General features: G+C 60.9%; 16 protein-coding genes. 9 read left to right on the top strand and 7 right to left on the bottom strand.

Going from position 1 to position 17,306, the window contains the following annotated elements; genetic code table 11:
* The first annotated feature begins 2 nt into the window (after nt 1-2).
* From P8L30_04240 to P8L30_04220, 5 genes are all read left to right on the top strand, one after another.
* Nucleotides 3-476: an NUDIX hydrolase gene (locus tag P8L30_04240; protein ID MDG2239386.1), complete on the top strand. Its 474-nt coding sequence runs from the start codon at nt 3-5 to the stop codon at nt 474-476.
* On the top strand, nt 469-1,725 hold the full coding sequence (locus P8L30_04235) for an AI-2E family transporter (GenBank protein ID MDG2239385.1): 1,257 nt from the start codon (nt 469-471) through the stop codon (nt 1,723-1,725). Before P8L30_04240 ends, P8L30_04235 begins: the two co-directional genes overlap by 8 nt.
* A gap of 53 nt (nt 1,726-1,778) precedes the next feature.
* The gene (locus P8L30_04230; protein ID MDG2239384.1) at nt 1,779-2,783 is read left to right on the top strand and encodes an NAD(P)/FAD-dependent oxidoreductase; all 1,005 of its coding nucleotides are present in this window, start codon (nt 1,779-1,781) and stop codon (nt 2,781-2,783) included.
* Between the two features lie 79 nt (nt 2,784-2,862).
* Nucleotides 2,863-3,876: a thioredoxin-disulfide reductase gene (gene trxB, locus P8L30_04225; GenBank protein MDG2239383.1), complete on the top strand. Its 1,014-nt coding sequence runs from the start codon at nt 2,863-2,865 to the stop codon at nt 3,874-3,876.
* Nucleotides 3,877-3,891: 15 nt separating this feature from the next.
* Nucleotides 3,892-4,851, top strand: coding sequence for a glycosyltransferase (locus P8L30_04220; GenBank protein ID MDG2239382.1), 960 nt, complete (start codon nt 3,892-3,894; stop codon nt 4,849-4,851).
* An 804-nt stretch (nt 4,852-5,655) separates the two neighbouring features.
* Here the strand turns inward: P8L30_04220 and P8L30_04215 are convergent.
* Nucleotides 5,656-6,411, bottom strand: coding sequence for an SDR family oxidoreductase (locus tag P8L30_04215; GenBank protein MDG2239381.1), 756 nt, complete (start codon nt 6,409-6,411; stop codon nt 5,656-5,658).
* 72 nt (nt 6,412-6,483) lie between these two features.
* On the opposite strand from P8L30_04215, the gene P8L30_04210 reads away from it, so the two are divergent.
* Complete coding sequence (locus P8L30_04210) at nt 6,484-7,194, top strand: SDR family oxidoreductase (protein MDG2239380.1); 711 nt, start codon at nt 6,484-6,486, stop codon at nt 7,192-7,194.
* Between the two features lie 111 nt (nt 7,195-7,305).
* Nucleotides 7,306-8,694 (top strand): class II fumarate hydratase, encoded by a 1,389-nt coding sequence (locus tag P8L30_04205; GenBank protein MDG2239379.1) that lies wholly within the window; start codon nt 7,306-7,308, stop codon nt 8,692-8,694.
* 106 nt (nt 8,695-8,800) lie between these two features.
* On the opposite strand, the gene P8L30_04200 is transcribed toward P8L30_04205, so the two are convergent.
* Nucleotides 8,801-9,508 carry a carboxypeptidase-like regulatory domain-containing protein gene (locus P8L30_04200; GenBank protein ID MDG2239378.1) on the bottom strand — a complete coding sequence of 236 codons (708 nt, stop codon included), beginning with the start codon at nt 9,506-9,508 and terminating at the stop codon, nt 8,801-8,803.
* Between the two features lie 345 nt (nt 9,509-9,853).
* The gene (locus P8L30_04195) at nt 9,854-9,991 is read right to left on the bottom strand and encodes a hypothetical protein (protein MDG2239377.1); all 138 of its coding nucleotides are present in this window, start codon (nt 9,989-9,991) and stop codon (nt 9,854-9,856) included.
* 168 nt (nt 9,992-10,159) lie between these two features.
* On the opposite strand from P8L30_04195, the gene P8L30_04190 reads away from it, so the two are divergent.
* Entirely contained in the window at nt 10,160-11,032 is an 873-nt protein-coding gene (locus P8L30_04190) for a deoxyribonuclease IV (GenBank protein MDG2239376.1), read from the top strand.
* Here P8L30_04190 and P8L30_04185 read toward each other — a convergent pair.
* The 4 genes from P8L30_04185 to P8L30_04170 all read right to left on the bottom strand — a co-directional run bounded on the left by P8L30_04185 (nt 11,029) and on the right by P8L30_04170 (nt 14,854).
* Nucleotides 11,029-11,889: a metal ABC transporter permease gene (locus P8L30_04185; protein MDG2239375.1), complete on the bottom strand. Its 861-nt coding sequence runs from the start codon at nt 11,887-11,889 to the stop codon at nt 11,029-11,031. The genes P8L30_04190 and P8L30_04185 overlap by 4 nt on opposite strands.
* A 31-nt stretch (nt 11,890-11,920) precedes the next feature.
* On the bottom strand, nt 11,921-13,009 hold the full coding sequence (locus P8L30_04180) for a metal ABC transporter substrate-binding protein (protein MDG2239374.1): 1,089 nt from the start codon (nt 13,007-13,009) through the stop codon (nt 11,921-11,923).
* Complete coding sequence (locus P8L30_04175; protein MDG2239373.1) at nt 13,009-14,433, bottom strand: hypothetical protein; 1,425 nt, start codon at nt 14,431-14,433, stop codon at nt 13,009-13,011. The genes P8L30_04180 and P8L30_04175 overlap by 1 nt, the downstream gene beginning before the upstream one ends.
* Before the next feature lie 88 nt (nt 14,434-14,521).
* A complete protein-coding gene (locus tag P8L30_04170) occupies nt 14,522-14,854 on the bottom strand; it encodes a hypothetical protein (protein ID MDG2239372.1) in 333 nt (110 codons plus the stop codon).
* A 180-nt stretch (nt 14,855-15,034) separates the two neighbouring features.
* Here P8L30_04170 and P8L30_04165 point away from each other — a divergent pair, with 180 nt between their 5' ends.
* Nucleotides 15,035-17,278, top strand: a complete 2,244-nt coding sequence (locus tag P8L30_04165; protein MDG2239371.1) for a DUF5916 domain-containing protein — start codon at nt 15,035-15,037, stop codon at nt 17,276-17,278.
* The last annotated feature ends 28 nt before the right edge of the window (nt 17,279-17,306 follow it).

The following is a 17,306-nucleotide window of genomic DNA, read 5'->3' as shown; positions in this document are numbered from 1 at the left end:
TCGTGGCACAGCGCCCAGTGCCCATTCGGGTAGAGCGAAGTGCGGGTGGGGTTGTGGTTCGTACTACCGACGAGGGCACTTTCGCTTTGGTGATCCGCGATCCGTACAGGAATTGGGGGCTTCCGAAGGGACATCTCGAGGAAGGCGAGGAGCCCCATGAAGCAGCGCTCCGGGAAGTGAGCGAGGAGACCGGATTGACGGACCTCCGTCTGGGGCCCGAGCTCGTCACGATCGATTGGTATTTCCGTTCTCAAGATGCGCAGGTCCACAAGTTCACCACATTCTACTTGATGGATTCGGACTCGGGTGAGCCTGTGCCTCAACTCGAAGAGGCCATCACCGAGTGTGTTTGGGTGCCCCTGGAGGATGCGCCGAAGAAGATCACGTATGACAATGCGCGTGAAGTGATGAAGGTGGCGATACAGGCGGTGGGGGAACGGGGAAAGAAACCCAAGTCGGAAGTCGAACGTGGATAATCAGCAGACCCAACTGACTGTGTGGCGCGTGGTCGAGGGAGCAGCGGTGCTCCTCGTTCTGGGGTTCTTTCTCGTTGCGACATCGGACATTCTGAACCCAGTCATGCTACTGGCTCTACTATGGGCCGTGCTCCTCCCATTCCGAGGGAAGGAAGGCCATACGGAGCTCGTCAGTCTTGCTGGACTCCTCACGCTTATCTGGCTGCTTTCGACCACAGGCTCCCTTCTAGCTCCGTTCGTGTTGGCGATGGTGCTGGCCTATGTCCTCGACCCGCTCGTGGACGCGCTTGAGCAGAGACGCGTCCCCAGAACAGCCGCTATCGCGCTTCTGACGTTACCTGCGGTTGGGTTACTCGGTGTTCTGTTCTTGTTGGTTTTGCCCTCCGCGATTCAACAGCTCGGCGAGATCGTTCAGGCCGCCCCGCTCCTCTTCGAAAGGATGGCTGGATGGCTGGAAGCGAGTCGCGAACGATTGCTCTCGGTGGACTTCCCGCTCATTGACGAGGAGGCCCTGCTTGAGCGTTTGCGTAACGTGGACTCAGCGGTGGTTGTGGCGTTCCTTCAGGAGCGGCAGGAGGCCCTGACCACCTGGCTGTGGACCGGGGTTCTCGGTGTAGGGCGCGGCTTCGGTTCGATGCTCGGGCTTGTCGGCTATGTGGCTCTGACCCCCGTCCTGACCTTTTACCTGCTGCGCGACTGGGACGGACTTACCGCAACCGTTGCAGGACTGCTCCCCGCCGACAGACGTGAGTCGTTCGTCTCGTTTACCTCAGGCTGTAACAACCTGATCTCGCGATATCTGCGGGGGCAGGTGACCGTGGCGATCGCGATCGGGCTCATTACGGGTCTTGGGCTTTGGGTCGTCGGATTCCCACACGCGGCGACGTTGGGTCTGATCGTCGCGATCTTCTCCGTGGTTCCCTATCTGGGTCTGATTTTGTCGGTGATCCCGGCCATCTTCATTGCCCTTGTGAGTGGCAGCGTCGGCATCTCGCTAATCAAAGTGGCTGGCGTCTACATCGTCGCTCAGCTGCTCGAGAGCACTGTCATCAGTCCCAGAATCGTCGGTGAATCGGTCGGCTTGCATCCGGTGTGGGTCGTGCTCGCGCTCGCGCTGGGAGGCTTCTTCTTCGGCTTCGTCGGGCTCCTGATCGGGGTCCCCGCAGCGGCTGTCACCAAGCTGCTCATCGTAGGCGGACTGGAGCGCTACAAGGCCTCTGATTTCTATCGTGGCGCACCCGCGTCGTAGCCCGTCCGGGGCCCGTTGGATGGGCCTCGCCGTCCGGTTACACTTGAGCCTTCATGGCTAACGATATTCGAGATATTACGATCGTCGGCGGTGGTCCTACGGGGCTTTTCGCCGCCTTCTACGCGGGCATGCGCGGCTCCTCGTGCCGCATTGTCGATTCCTTGCCCGACCTCGGGGGACAGCTCACCGCGCTGTATCCTGAGAAGTACATCCATGACGTGGGTGGCTTCCCGAAGGTTCTAGCGAAGGACTTGGTGAAAGGACTTGTGGAGCAGGCGCTGCAATTCGATCCCGAAGTGATTCTCGATGAACAGGTTGGGGAGGTCGAACGAAAGGACGACCACTTCGAGATGCGGTGCGCGAACGGAATTTATCTGACCCGATCCATCGTCATCGCAGGAGGCAAGGGAGCCTTTGAGCCAATGCCGCTCAAATGTGCCGGCTACGAGGACTTCTTCCAGAAAGGCATCGAGTACGCGGTAAAGGACCCAGAGTCGTTCCGAGACAAGAAGGTCATTGTCGTGGGTGGCGGGGACTCGGCGCTCGATTTCGTTCTGATGCTCAAGGGCATCGCGTCCTCGATCTCACTGGTCCATCGCCGCGACGGATGGCGCGCACACGCGGCTTCTGTGACTCAGATGGAAGCCGCCGCCGAGGCTGGTGAGATCGATCTTCGGACGTTCTATGAAGTACGAGAGGTCCACGGAGAGGACGTCGTGCACAGTGCCACCGTGTTCGACAACCGTACGGACGAGGACGAGACCGTCGAGTGTGATGTCGTGTTGTCCTGCCTCGGCTTCAAGCCGGACCTTGGCCCAATCAAGGCTTGGGGACTGGAAGTCGAGAAGAACCGCATCAAGGTCGATCAACTCATGGCGACCAATGTGGACGGGATCTTCGCCGCGGGTGACGTGGTCGATTACGAGGGGAAACTCGACCTCATTGCGACGGGATTTGCTGAGGCTGCGGTGGCTGTGAACAATGCGGTGCACTTCGTGGACCCGAGCGCTCGCGTGAACCCGGGTCACTCGACGAACATGAAGGTCTTCAAGGAATAGCCCGGTCGGGAACCCCCGGGAATTGTGATGGTGTGGAGGGCGTCCTGCTCTCCCCGCGACAACGACAGGCAGAGCAGAAATGACCGAAGTACGTGAGCGGGAGACCGTCGTCATCATTGGGTCGGGGCCAGCCGGCTGGACCGCGGCTATCTACGCCGCGCGCGCCCAGATGGAGCCTTTCGTGTTCGAAGGGGCTGGTAGCCGCACGATGATCCCGGGGGGGCAGCTAATGTTCACGACCGAGGTCGAGAACTACCCGGGATTCAAAGAAGGCGTGATGGGGCAGGATCTCATGATGGAGATGAGGGAGCAGGCCCTCCGTTTCGGCACACGTGCGATCTGGGAAGACATCGTAGAGATCGATGTGGAGCAGTACCCGTTCCGCCTTGTCTCCAGTGGTGGCAAGGAGGTCTTCGCCGACTCCGTGATTCTCGCGACCGGTGCGAATGCTCGCTGGCTCGGACTGCCCAACGAAGAGAAGCTCGCCCAGTCCGGTGGAGGCGTGAGTGCTTGTGCGGTATGCGACGGTGCTTTGCCCGCGTTCCGTGACCAGGTGTTGGCCGTCATTGGTGGCGGAGACTCGGCCATGGAAGACGCACTCTACCTCACGAAGTTCGCGAAGGAAGTGGTCGTCGTTCACCGCCGTGATGAGTTCCGCGCATCGAAGATCATGGCGGAACGTGTGCTCAACGACCCGAAGATCCGTGTGGAGTGGAACAAGACCGTCACGGACGTCGTGGGTGAGGAGATCGTTACGTCGCTCAAGCTCGAAGACACGGTTACCGGAGAGGCGAGCGAAGTCGCTGTCGGCGGGCTCTTCGTGGCCATCGGTCACACGCCGAACACGGCCTTCCTGAACGGTGTGGTGGCGCTCAAGGACAATGGGTACGTCGAACTGCCGGAGGCGTGGCGGACCGTAACCTCAGTGCCGGGCGTCTTCGCAGCGGGAGACGTCTTCGACGATTTCTACCGCCAGGCAATTACCGCGGCTGGAAGTGGCTGCATGGCAGCACTAGAAGCCGAGCGTTGGCTGGCACACGGCGGACCCGATGCCCAGGCCCATGCGGACGACGAGTTGGTCACGGCCGGCTGAGCGCCGCACCTCGTCGTGAGTGCCGAGCGTGCAGAGACCGGGGATGTGCGACCGACAGTCTCGGTCATCATGGTGTGTTACAACGGGTCGGCTCTCTTGCCGGAGAGCCTCGCCGGTCTGAAGGCTCAGAGCTTCGAGGATTGGGAGCTCGTCTTCTGGAATAACGGATCCCATGACGGCAGCGCGGATCTGGCGCGTGCGTTCGACACGCGGACTCGGGTACTGGGTGGCTCGGAGCGACTCACGCTTGGGGCCGCGCGGGGGAAGGCCCTCCAGGCTGCACGCGGAGACTTGATCGCGTTCCTAGACCACGACGACCTGTGGCGTGCCGACAAACTCGAGCGGCAGGTCGAGATCATGACGGGGAGCGAGATCGGGCTCTGTTATTCCGATTGTGAAGTCATCGACGCGGAAGGCACTGAACTCGGCCGCTACGCGCGCCGGGTGAAGCCGCACGAGGGCAGAGTCCTCCACCCTCTCTTGGTCGAGAACTTTATCCCCACGGTAACCGTGATGATCTCGCGGGAGGCGTACGAGGCCGCAGGGCCCTTCGATCCGACCCTGAACATGCCGGCGGACTACGAGCAGTGGCTTCGGATGGCTCGAGGTTCTGAGGTCGTGTTCGTAGGTGAAGCGCTGGGATCGTACCGACTCAGCCGCGGGAGCCTCACGAGTGACCTGGACCAAGCGTACCGCCAGGTGGACGCGCTCTATGAACGACTCGCTGCGCGCAGCTCTGATGGGGTTGAGTCCCGTTGGATCTCACGCGGGTGGGCCTGTCATTATTGGAGGTGGGCCATCCGCGGTTTGCTGGAGCGGGGGCGTCCTGGTGAAAGCCTACGTCGATTCGTTGCCGGCTGTCGGGCCGCGGGCGGCCCCGTCCTCGCGGTCGTGGATTTCGGCCGCTTTGCGCTCGGGCTCATGCACGGCGTGGCCGTTAGGGCGGAGATGATCCGCGCGCGTCGCGACGCCTAATTCCGAGGGCACTTTGGATTGCGTCTGCGCGTGGCGATCTTGGTCGTGCCGGACGGATGTTCCGAGTCCTATGCCCCCGAACCGCGATGCATATGCTACCGAGGCTTTCCTACACCTTCGACTGAATGGAAGTCGTCGACCGCCACGGGTGGGTGGAAGGGATGACCATGAAGTCCTACGGCAGCCACATCGGATTCAGATCTGACCAGCCGGGGATCATCGAACAGTTCCACGACCTGTTTCCGCCGGGTTGGGAGCGGTCCGACCACGTCGAGGTGCGTCGATTGTATTCGTTACGTACCGGTGGGGCATGCCGTACAATGCGCTGTCGAGGCTTCCGTTGCAGCTTTGGGACGCCACGGTCCGAACTGCCCGCGCCGTTGGAGGCGCACCCGCCAGGTTAGGGGGCCGCAAGCGCTTGAGTGAGTCTTGATGAGACACTGGTGCTGGGAGACTTCCGAAAGTAGGGGTCGATCTGCGTGATCCCGAGGACATGACTCCTCAGGTTGCCGATCGGATCTTGCACTGTGGCCCCTACGGGCTCGCGGTCCTTGATGTGTTTGCGAGTTCGATCTGTTCACAAACCGGGAGTTGGTCTGCAAGGCCTCTGCGACAACGACGGTGAATCAGGCCGGCTCCGACGAATCATTAGGCGCCCCCCATCGGTGTTCTTCCCGCGCCGGTCGCGGTCGAGGTGGGAGACGAGTTGGAGAGGTTCTACCACTTCGGCGGGATGGAAGCGGAATCGCGTTGTGCCAAGACCTCGGGTCGTTGGGCGGTGACCCTCTTGGGTCCTGGTGGCATCTAGCTAACAGGTGGACCCGCAGGGCCCAGCAACCGTCCGCCATCGACGGCGAGGATCTGGCCGGTGACGAATTCTGCCTTCGCGAAGAAGAGGACGGCCTGGGCCACGTCCTCTGGAGATCCGATTCTTTTGAGCGGCGCGGTCTGTGCGAGCGCCGTCCGTCGATCCTCTGGCCAGTCGTCCGGTGGCAGCACTGCACCCGGGGCGATCCCGTTCACTCGTATCTCAGGTGAGAGAGCACGGGCTTGCAGACGAGTCAGATGAGCCAAAGCGGCTTTGGCTACCGAGTGGGCGGGGTATTCGGTCCACGGCTGGAACGCGGAGAGGTCTGTGATATTCACGACGCTCCCACGGGATGTCCGGAGGAGGTCAGCGGCGGCCCGCACGAGCAAGTGCGGAGCCCTCGCGTTGAGGGCCATCACCCGATCCCAGTTGTCTGCGTCCACGTCGAGCAGATCTCTACTGTCGAAGCTCGCTGCGGAATTCACGAGTAGGTCGAGTCTGCCGAACTCCGCCTGGACCGTGGACACGACCACCTCGGAAGCCACTGGATCGGCGAGATCCGCGGACAGGGTATGACATCGTCTTCCCATGGCGTTGATTTCTTCACGGAGAGACTCCGCGTGTGCCGCGGATGAGCGGTAGACAGCCATGACGTCATATCCGGCTCGTGCCGCCGCCAGACTGATGGCCCGACCTACCCGTACGGCGGCCCCCGTTACTAGGGCAACACGTTGCGAAATTTGCTCAGTCATGTTCACACTCATAGCCTGCGGGGGCCTGGGTCGGCCAGTGCATTCTTCACGCGAAAACAGAGAGGTCGAAATATGCCGGATCTAACCGGCAAGGTCGCCATCGTGACTGGTGGCACCAAGGGTATCGGACGGACTGTCGCTGAGCACGTCCTGTCAGCCGGAGGTTCCGTAGCGATATGCGCGAGAAACGAATCTGAGGTCCATGCTGTTGCCGCTGAACTCGGGGACTCGGCTTTCGGGGTCGTGTGCGACGTTGCGAAGCCTGATCAGTGTGCACAGCTCGTTGCGCAGACCATTGAACGATTCGGTCGCCTCGACCTACTGGTGAACAATGCCGGCCTAGGGATCTTCAAGCCGATATCCGAGATGACGGTCGATGAGTGGCAGATCCAGATCGACGTAAACCTGGGCGGCGTGTTCTACTGCTCGAAGGCTGCGCTTCCTCATCTGAGCGCGAGCGGGGACGGCTTCATCGTGAACATCGCCTCGCTTGCCAGCCGCAATGCTTTCCCAGGCGGCACCGGGTACAATGCGAGCAAGTTCGGAGTGCTGGGACTCACGGAGGCCATGATGCTCGACGTGCGCTACGACGATGTGCGGGTCAGCATCGTGATGCCCGGCAGCGTCGACACGTATTTCAATGGCAACGAGCCAGAGGGCGGCCGTACTTGGAAACTGCATGTTGATGACTGTGCCTTGGCCGTGATGCAGCTACTGGCGTATCCGAAGGAAGCGCACGTGAGCCGCCTGGAGATGCGACCCAGCCAGCCGAAGAAGCGCTGATCCGCGAGCCCCTTTAACCCCCTCCAGGCTAGGGTAGATTTCGTGATGCCGGCAGGCCGCGGTGGGTCTGCTCTTCACGTTCGCATCAGCGACACCAAAGACACGGCTCCCATGGCTGACGGATACAGAATCGAGAAGGACTCTCTCGGCGAAATGCAGGTCCCGGAGGACGCGCTCTACGGCGCCCAGACTCAGAGGGCCGTCGAGAACTTCCCTATTAGTGGTCAGCGTTTCGGTCGCCGCTTCATCGAGGCCCTCGGTCTCATCAAGAAGTCGGCTGCGCTGACGAACGCCGAGCTCGGCCATGTCGATCAGGACATTGCTGACGCGATCGTGGCGGCTGCCGATCAGGTCATCGCGGGCGACTACGACGACCAGTTCGTGCTCGACATCTATCAGACCGGCTCGGGCACGTCGTCCAACATGAACACGAATGAAGTGGTCTCTCACCTGGCCACTGAGATTCGCGGCGATGCGGTTCACCCGAACGACCACGTGAACTTCGGACAGTCGTCTAACGATGTGATCCCCACGGCGATTCATGTCGCGGCCCGGGTCGCCATCGAGCACGAGCTCGTTCCGGGACTGGAGCACATGCAGGCGGCGCTGTCAGCGAAGGCCACCGAGTTCGACGGCATCCTCAAGTCGGGCCGCACGCACCTCATGGACGCGACGCCGGTGCGGCTCGGCCAAGAGTTCGCCGGGTATGCCAAGCAGGTAGAGAAGGGTATTGCTCGGGTGAAGCGGGCTGCGGAAGAACTGGAGGAACTCGCACTGGGTGGGACAGCCACCGGGACGGGGATCAATACGCACGAAGAGTTCTCGCCCAAGACGATCGCGCGCATCGCTGCGGCGACGGGCATCGCCTTCCGGGAGGCGGAAGACCATTTCGAAGCCCAGGCCGCGAAGGACGCCGCTGTGAGTACTGCTGGTGCCCTCAACACGGTGGCCACGAGTTTCATGAAGATCGCGGACGACGTTCGCTGGCTCGGGTCTGGGCCGACGTCGGGGATTCATGAGGTCAAGCTGCCTGCGATTCAGCCGGGCTCCTCGATCATGCCCGGTAAGGTGAATCCCGTCATGTCTGAGGCGATGATGATGGTCGCCGCACGGGTCATGGGGAATCACACCACGATCACAGTCGCCGGGCAGCGCGGGAATTTCGAGCTCAACGTCATGATGCCTGTTTTGGCTCAGGCGCTACTCGAGTCGATCACGCTCCTTGCCAACATCGCGGTGGCGTTCACGGACAAGTGTTTGGTGGGGATCGAAGCCAACGAAGCCCGTGCTCAGCAGCTACTGGAGCTCAACCCGTCCATCGCGACCGCACTCAATCCGTACATCGGGTATGACCGGGCCGCTGTCGTGGCGAAGACGTCTGCGAAGGAGCATGTGAGCGTCCGCGACATCGTCGTCCGTGAGGACCTTTTGCCAGAGGGTGTCGACATCGACGAGGCGCTCGACGTGCGTGGAATGACCGAGCCGGGACTGCCCGACTAGCGGAACGTCGGGCCCAGAACGATTGGAGAGCGCTTACGCGGTTCGAGGCCGGCCCACCCTTGGGTGGACCGGCCTCAACGTAGCTATCCTGTTCGGGGTGGCGTTTCTAGAACAGGACAGTCACAGGCTGCAGTCGCGTTTTCGCCGCACGTTCCATGAAACGCGTTGTGTACGCGCGGATGTGTCGACCTTGGCCGAACACTTCCACCATGTGCAGTTCGTGCGGTGCAATTGCTGCCAAGTAGTCCATTCCGCCTAAGATCTCGAGCTCATCGACCACAATCGTAGGTTCGACATTTCGGCCTCGGATTCTTAGGCAAATGTCGGCACGGGCATTCGAGGCGCAGCGTTCGCGTGCCGAACCCACTCGGAAAGCCACGAAGTCCAACACCGTGGGCTGGGATGTGCTTGTGAGAGCGGTGCGGTCGTACATGCGCACACTGGTTGCGTTTCCGTTCCGTCTTGACTGGAATCGATCTGTCACGACCTGAAGGCCCTCGAGAATCATGGGCTGAGGCGCCATCCGGAGTTGTAGCGGGGCTGCAGCAGAGATCTGCCCTTCCCAAACCAAAGTCTCGTAGCCGATCTGCTCCGCCCTGATGGAGTAGGTCCCGGCCCCGAGGTCAGGGATCGCGAAGCGTCCGTTCTCGTTTGTGATCGAGCCCCAGTCGGAGCCCGTCAGCGACACGAAGGCGCCAGCCAAGGCTTGCCCGTTCGAATCGTCCACCACCGCACCAACGAGGTCGAACGCTTCCGACTGGATCTCCTGGCCTATGCCTTCGCTGGCCAGAAGCGCAACGGCGATCAGTGCCATTATCAGGCAAAGCGCCGGTCCCCTCACGCCCACCCGTCCCTGCAGTCTCAATTCGTTCCTCGCAAATAACATCTTCCGACCCCCGTGTCGCTGAATACGGCTCCATGCCGTACGAGGGTTAAATGCAATGCGTGTGCCGTTCGGCGCTCGGGAATCCCCTGGCCGTTAGATGGTCATGCATCACATTGCTTTACAACGACTTATGCAGAGACGCCATGGCCGTGCCCGCCGAAACGGGCCGTCTGAGCCACCGTTCGGACTGTCACGAAACGAGGACACTTCTCCACGAAAACGTCGAAACGGCAGGTCGAGTGACAAGAAACGGGTGACGATAGGTGCAAGCACCTACCACCCATCTTGGTACGACCAGTGTTGGTATTGGATGACTTGAATGAGTTCGGGCTTCGGGTTCCGCGGAGCCGGGGGGGTACGGACCATCCGTCCGTCCCTCAAATCGATGTATCTGTCGGCCGCTACGTGCATGAGAGGCCTCCTGATTGATGATGTTCGATGTGGAGCGCACAGTGATGCTGTAACACATTGATGTACAATGACGTACGGGCACCGACGGATTTCTAGAGTCTTGGTTCATTCAAATTTGGCACAGGGCTTCCGTTCCCCTTTCGGCAAACTTTGCAGAGCTTCGAGGCCATGAACGAAAAAAATGCCATCTCAGACGAATTGGGCGCCCACGTTTCAGCTGGAGGGGGCGTGCAAAACGCTCCAGCCCGCGCGGCGGAGATCAATGCCGCCAACATCCAACTCTTTACTAAGCAACCGAGTCGGTGGGCTGAGCCGAAGATCGATGAAGCGACCGCGGAAGCTTTCAAGGCAGCGCGTGAGGAGCATGGCGTTGTATTCGCGGGCGCTCACGATTCCTACCTGATCAACCTCTCGTCTCCAGACCGGAAGTTGTGGCGCATGTCGCAGCGTTGTTTTCAGGGCGAACTGCAGCGGTGTTGTACGCTGGGGTTGGACTTCATGGTCACGCATCCGGGGAACGCAACGGACAAGGATCCTGAGGCCGGACTCGTGAGGAACGCCGAAGGAGTCACCGAGTCTCTCGAGGCGGTTGAGGGTGGGACGCGTGTGTTGCTTGAACTCACGGCCGGATCTGGCACCAGCGTGGGGGCCACCTTCGAGAACCTCCAGGCCATCATCGAAGGTATTCCCGAGTCCCAGCGGCATCGTGTTGGCATCTGTTTCGATACCTGTCACGGGTATTCAGCCGGGTACGATCTGGTGAATGACTATGACGGCGTCTGGGATGCATTCGATGAGATCATCGGACTCGACCGTCTAGGCCTGATCCATATGAACGACTCGCAGCATCCGTTCGGGTCGCGCAAGGATCGTCACGAAACGATTGGGGCAGGGACCTTGGGCGAGGCGCCGTTCCGTAGGCTCATGACGGACGAACGTCTTCGCCACGTGCCGAAGATCCTGGAGACACCGAAGGGCGACGACGGTGCTGCTGCAGACATTCGTAATCTGGAGCTACTGCGCAGCTTCCGGACTTCCTAGCTGTCTGACGACTCGTCCATGAGTGCCCGAACCACGATCTCGCCTTCTGCCCTCATGCCCAATATGGGGCGAAGTGCAGCAGCCACGACGAGAACGAGCCCGAAGAAGCACACCAGGAGCGGACCCGTCGGGAGGTCCATGTAGAAGGACGTCCCGATCCCTCCTACGACCGCGATTGTACCCGCGAACCATGCAATGAGCAGAGCTCGGCCGAACTGGTTCGTGTACAGGAACGCGATCACAGCTGGGATGACCAGTGCGCTGAATACCATCAAGACGCCGGCGACCTCCACCGAGAAAGCGATCACCACCCCGAAGGTCACGTAGAACAAGAAGTCCCAGAGGCGGATATTTCCCGCTTTCTCTGGGGCGAAGGTCACCGCGAGGAAGCGGCGTCGCAGACCGTAGTGAATGCCGCCGATGACCGCGTAGACGACGGCGATCTTGATGATGGCTGGCCAGTCGATCCAAATGAGCGAACCGGTGAGCGTCTCACTCACGTGTTCAGCTCCTTCGGCGCTGAGGCCCGCGAGCAGAATCACCGCGGCTGAGGCTACCACGTAGGAGGTCCCGATGATGGCTTCCTGCGGAACGATCGACTTCTCCATTCGTGTGAATGAGAAGATCAATGCTCCGAAGAGGGTGAAGCCCAAAGCGAACGCCAGAGACATGGCGCTTCCGACCTCGAAGCCGACCAACAGCCCAACGGTCGTCCCGAGGGCGGCGATCTGCGCGAACGCGAGATCCACGAAAATTACGCCTCGTCCCAGGACGTGGAGTCCCAAGTAGGCATGAATCGAGAGGATCACGAGTCCGGCCACGATGGGCGGGATCATCAGATCGAGGTTCTCGAACATCAAATGGTCCGGAGCGTTGGATGGTGGATGATCACTGGTTTCGGAACGCCGCCGCGAGTTCGGTCACCCACGTCTCGACGAGTGTGAAATAATCGTCGATTCCTTCGCGCGCACCTGGAGACAGGGGCACCTGGACGAGGGTCGCTTCGCCGCGCCGCGCGACTGTTTCGACCTTGCCCCGGTCGAAATACGTGGCGGCCAACATGACGTCGAGGTTCTCGGTCTTCATTCGGTTGATCAGCTGCGCGACATGTCCTGGAGTGGGGGAGATCCCGGGCTTCGCTTCCACGTAGTCCGCGCATGACACGTCGAAACGGTCTTCGAAGTATGCCCAGTTCTTGTGGTAGCAAATGATGTCTTGGCCGCGGAACGGTTCAGCACGTGCGAGCCATCCTCCGAGCTCCTTGATGAGCGGGTTTCCCTCATACTCATTTGCTTCGAGGAATGTGAAGAGTGTCCCGCCATGGGACAGTTGTTCCAGTGTTTCTCCACCGATCAGCTCGACCAGTCGTGCTCCGAAGAGTCGGTTGTACAGGCGCTCCGTGAAGTCCGCCAATCCGGCATCGAACACCGCAGCCCTGTCTGGGGCGACGCGCTTTAGGCCAGTCGTGATATTTCGGGCTATCTGCAGCGTGCGTAGCGGATCCGTGGTGAGGTGCGGGTTCCCATAGATGTGCACGTCTCCGCCGCTACGGTCTGCCGAGACCGGCACGTCGAGCAGCGCGATGCCTGTGTATGCGGTGATGTAACCGCGTGCTCCTTCTATGACGTCGCCGTTCCCGGCGCGATCGAGGAGGGTGGGCACCCATAGTTCCAGGTCGAGACCGGTGGTGACGAACGCGTCGGCGCTCCTGATATCCCTCGCGAAGCTGGGCTTGGGGCGCACGAAGTGTGCGTCCTCGTTCGGATTCGCGATCGCGGAAACTTCGACCTCGCCGCCACCGATTTCCCGGACCAATTCTGCATAGATGGGCAGTGTGGTCACGATGCGGAGCGCCGCGCGGTCGGGATCCGGCGTTTCGGCTGGTACCGCTGCAAGCAGGAGTGTGCTGAGGAGGGCAGTCGCGAACACTGGGCGCGTCTCCCGGCGGGCGTTCCGGACAGGTCTTGTGACGTTCATTAGTAGGTCTCGTGCTTGTGGGGACCCATCGCGAAGGTCACTTGGAATAGGAAGCGACCCTGTCGTACCGTTTCGAAACTGCGTCCAACGAGGTCGTACTCGGCGCGCAGGCGTACGTACTCGCTCTGCCACCAGGTGAGCGTCGGAGAGAAGAGCCAAGCCGTCTCCGTCGGGTCCTCGGGGTTTTCCGTGCGGTCGAATCGGACACCGGCCAACCAGTTTTGGGACAGTCGGACTTCGCCTAATCCCCAATATCCGATCGCCCGCTCGAAGCCCTCCTCATCGTCTTCGTCGTCGTGGTCTTCGTCGTCGTGGTCGTCGTCGTCATGGTCGTCGTGGTCATCATTCTCCTCATGGCTTACGAGACCCTCCAAGGCCATGACACCGCCTCGAAGGGTGAGTCCGCGATACCGCGACTGCCCCGGAGGACTCCAATTCAGAGCCGCTTCCAGGCCGTAGAGGTTTCGGTCCATGAAGTGCTCTTCGTCTTCGTAGGATCCGTTTAGCCAGCTCGCTCCCAGGTCGAAGTCGACGGATGAAGACAGATTCCAGAACCCGTTCAGGTGTGTCAAAACGGAGAGGCGGCCGGACTCGCCGAACAACGTTTCGTTCTCGCTCCGCGTGAGTTCTACCGTTGCTTCGTACGTGCCACCGAGGGGTGAGAACGGCGCGAGCCAGTGCATCGATGCGCCAGTTTGGGCGAGCGACTCAGCCCCGACAAACGCGAGGTGGGGGAGAGAACGGGTTTGGAAAGGAAGGGCATGGCCGTGCCATCGGTTCATTTGGCCGAACTGCTGGAAGAACTTCCCCACCTTGAGGCTCGTGCCACCAGGTAGGCTGACCCACTCGATGTATCCCTCTTCGACGGCGAAGCCACCACCACCTTCTTCCGCGTGGCCGTGCCCATGATCGCCGTCCGCGAACGGTGAGAATTCCCCACCCTCAATGTGTCGGGACAGGAAGACCTTGGCCCGTGAATATGGATCCAGATTCGAAATGATCGAGATCTCGAACTCGCGTGCGAAGAAGTTGTCCTCGTCCGTGTCGTCCTTGTTAATGTGCGCGAACACGTCCGAGTTCACACTGATCTCGGGGTTGAGTGCCTGAAGCGAGCGTTGGCGGCCGACGAACTCCTGGTTCTCGTCTTGTGTGGTCGACGGCGCGCCTCCTGCAGCTGCTGCGGCCGCCGCAGCTGCTCTGAGATCAGCGAGGGCATCGGTCGCCTCTTCTTCCTGACCTCTTTCCTGGAGTCTCGCTACTTCCCGACTCAAGCTGTCGACGAGGGCTGCCAGGCGGGCGACCTCCGCGCGCACAGAGTCAGGCGACGATTGGGCAGACGCGAAGGATGGTGCGGTGGTACCTACCAGCAGTAGAACTGCGATGCGGGTCCAGCTGAATGCCGGGTGCCGAAATGGATGGTTCATCGTGCGATGGATCTCCCTAATCTGTACCTGTGACGTGCGCGCCCTTAGTGGGCGCACGGATGACGACCGGTATGCGGCCGCTAGTGCGTCAGGTCAGGGGAGGTCCTCGTGTCGGGTGCCCGTCCATGAAGACGGAGCGCGAGGCCTCTAGGGCTTCCACGGGGGCGGAAGCCAACACGATGGCGTGATCGTGCGAGATCTTCGTCGATGCCGAGGCAACAGAGAGATTCGCACCAACCTGGGTGCACACTGTGTGGTCGTGTGCGGTTGGGCACGTCCCTGGGGCGTGCTCGCTCTCCACCACAGTCTCGGCCGCGAATTCATCGCGTTCGAGTGCGGGCACCGCGACGCTCAGAATCACCAAGAGCGCCGGGAGCCAGGCCGCGAGGGCCTTCCGGAGTGCGTTGTCCCTATGCCTCATAGTTACTCAGGCTAATTCACACCTATGTGTCGCGTCAACGAAGTCATGCTGGGCGGGGTCGTTGCTCTGGTACCCGTTGTGCCTAACAAGAGTTGCGTGAGTCCCTGTTCGGGCGTGGAGAGGTACGCGAGACGCGGTATCCTTTCTACGTTAACCGCTATGCCAACAATATCTTATGCCATGAAGCGAGTGCTCCTCGCTGGCCTGACTGTGGCTTTAATATCGACTCCCCTGCTCGCGCAGGAGGAACTCGTCGACCGATCGCGGTCGATTCCCATTCAGATCGCTCGGCTGACGTCAGCGGTTGTGATCGACGGCGTTGTCGACGAGCCCGCATGGGACGCAATCGCTCCGCTCCCGATGGCGATGTACTCGCCGGTATTCGGTGGTGCACTCACTGAACGTAGCGAGATCCGGCTCGCGCACGACGACGAGTATTTCTACGTGTCCGGTCGGCTCTTCGACTCCGATCCGAGCGGGATCCGTACCAACACGTTGTATCGCGATCTGTATAGCGGTGACGATCTCTTGGCGTTGATTATCGACAGTTACAACGACTACGAGACCGCCTCTTGGTTCATCACGAACCCGGCTGGTGTGCGGAACGACAGGGCCCTCTCCAACGACGCCGAGTTCAGTGGCGGTATGCCGATGAACTCCGACTGGAACGCTCATTGGGACGTTGTGACGACCCAGAACCAGGAAGGGTGGTTCGTCGAGTTCCGGATTCCGTTCTCGACGCTCGGATTCCAGGCCGTTGACGGTCAGGTAACGATGGGGTTCAGCACGTACCGGGTGATTGCTCGAAAGAACGAACGCCAGATCTACCCGGCTATCGAGCCCATCTGGGGAAGGATCGGCTTTGCGAAGCCGTCTCAGGCCCAGCGAGTCCAGTTGCGCGATGTCGTGCAGTCCAAGCCGGTGTATGTGACTCCGTTCTGGCTGGGCGGCATGACTCAGCGGCCGTTCCTCGCTTCTCCTCCAGAAGTGCCATCCACCCGCTGGCGGACGAACGACGATCCGATGCGCGAGATGGGGCTGGACCTTCGCTTTTCGCCGACGTCGAACCTCGCACTCGACCTGACCGTGAACACGGATTTCGCGCAAGTCGAAGCAGATGACCAGCAGGTAAACCTGACGCGCTTCGCGCTCTTCTTTCCAGAGAAGCGGCAGTTCTTCCAAGAACGCTCATCCACCTTCCAGTTCTCTACGGGGGGCTTCACGGATCGCCTCTTCCATAGCCGGCAGATTGGTCTGGTAAATGGCCAGATGGTCCGCATCTATGGAGGCGCTCGGGCCGTGGGACAGTTGGGCGGGACCGACTTTGGGTTCCTGAACATGCAGACTGCGGGCGATGAGAATCGGGCTGCTGAGAACATGGGTGTCCTCCGGCTGAGTCAGCAGGTGCTGAATCCGTATTCCTCGGTCGGTGGCATGCTGACCACGAGGCTCGGATCCGGCGGGAACGACAATATTGCGTACGGCGTGGATGCTTCGATCCGTGTCACGGGAGACGAGTACGTCACCGCGAAGTGGGCTCAGACCTTCGATGAAGTCATCGACGAAGGCAGCGCGCTCGATGCCGGCTTGTTCGTGGCACGCTGGGAGCGCCGCAAGGATGCGGGACTCGGATATTCGGCGGAGTTCCGCCGAGTGGGTGAGGACTACCGGCCCGGGCTCGGTTTCCAGATTCGGCGCGACTTCCTCTACTACGGTGGGAGCGGGCAGTACCGGCACTTCATGGATGATGCCTCATCGGTACGGAGCGCTGCCTTCATCGTGCGCGGAGCCAACTACCTCCGCCTGGACGATCGGTCGGCGGAGTCACGCTCCGTGATGCCCGAAGTGAACATGGAGTTGAGGAACGGCACTCAGATCACAATTGGTGCAACCTCGACCTACGAGAGCCTGGATCGCGACTTCGGCATCGCCGACGTCGTCGTTCCGATTGGGGACTATTGGTTTCACGAAGCGCGCGCGCGCTTCGAACTGCCGCGAGCATTCATGGCTCGTGGTGACGTCGAGCTCACCGGAGGGTCGTTCTACGATGGCACTCACTTGGGCCTGAAAATCAACCCGACGTGGACGCTCTCGAAGAACCTGGAACTCAGTGGTGGCTACGAAGCGAACCGCATCTCCTTCGGAGACCGCGACCAGGCTACCACAATCCACGTCGGGAAGGCCAAGGTCCAGCTGGCGCTCGATGCGAATCTCTCGTTCAGCGTGTTCGCTCAGTACTCGGACAACAGCGACCTGACCAGCATGAACATGCGCTTCCGGTACCACTTCAGTGAGGGTACGGACCTGTGGATCGTGTGGAACGAGGGCCTATATATGGATCGCGCGAACGGGATGGACCCGCGGCTGCCGCTTTCCGCGGGACGTCAGATCATGGTGAAGTACTCACACGCGCTGATCTGGTAGGGGCGGGCCAGTGTCTTTCGTGAAGAAG

The organism is Longimicrobiales bacterium (genome assembly GCA_029245345.1).
Taxonomy (GTDB): Bacteria; Gemmatimonadota; Gemmatimonadetes; order Longimicrobiales; family Gaopeijiaceae; genus CALFPJ01.
Note: the sequence above shows the minus strand (reverse complement) of the source record. Positions and strands in the feature narration are given on the sequence as shown.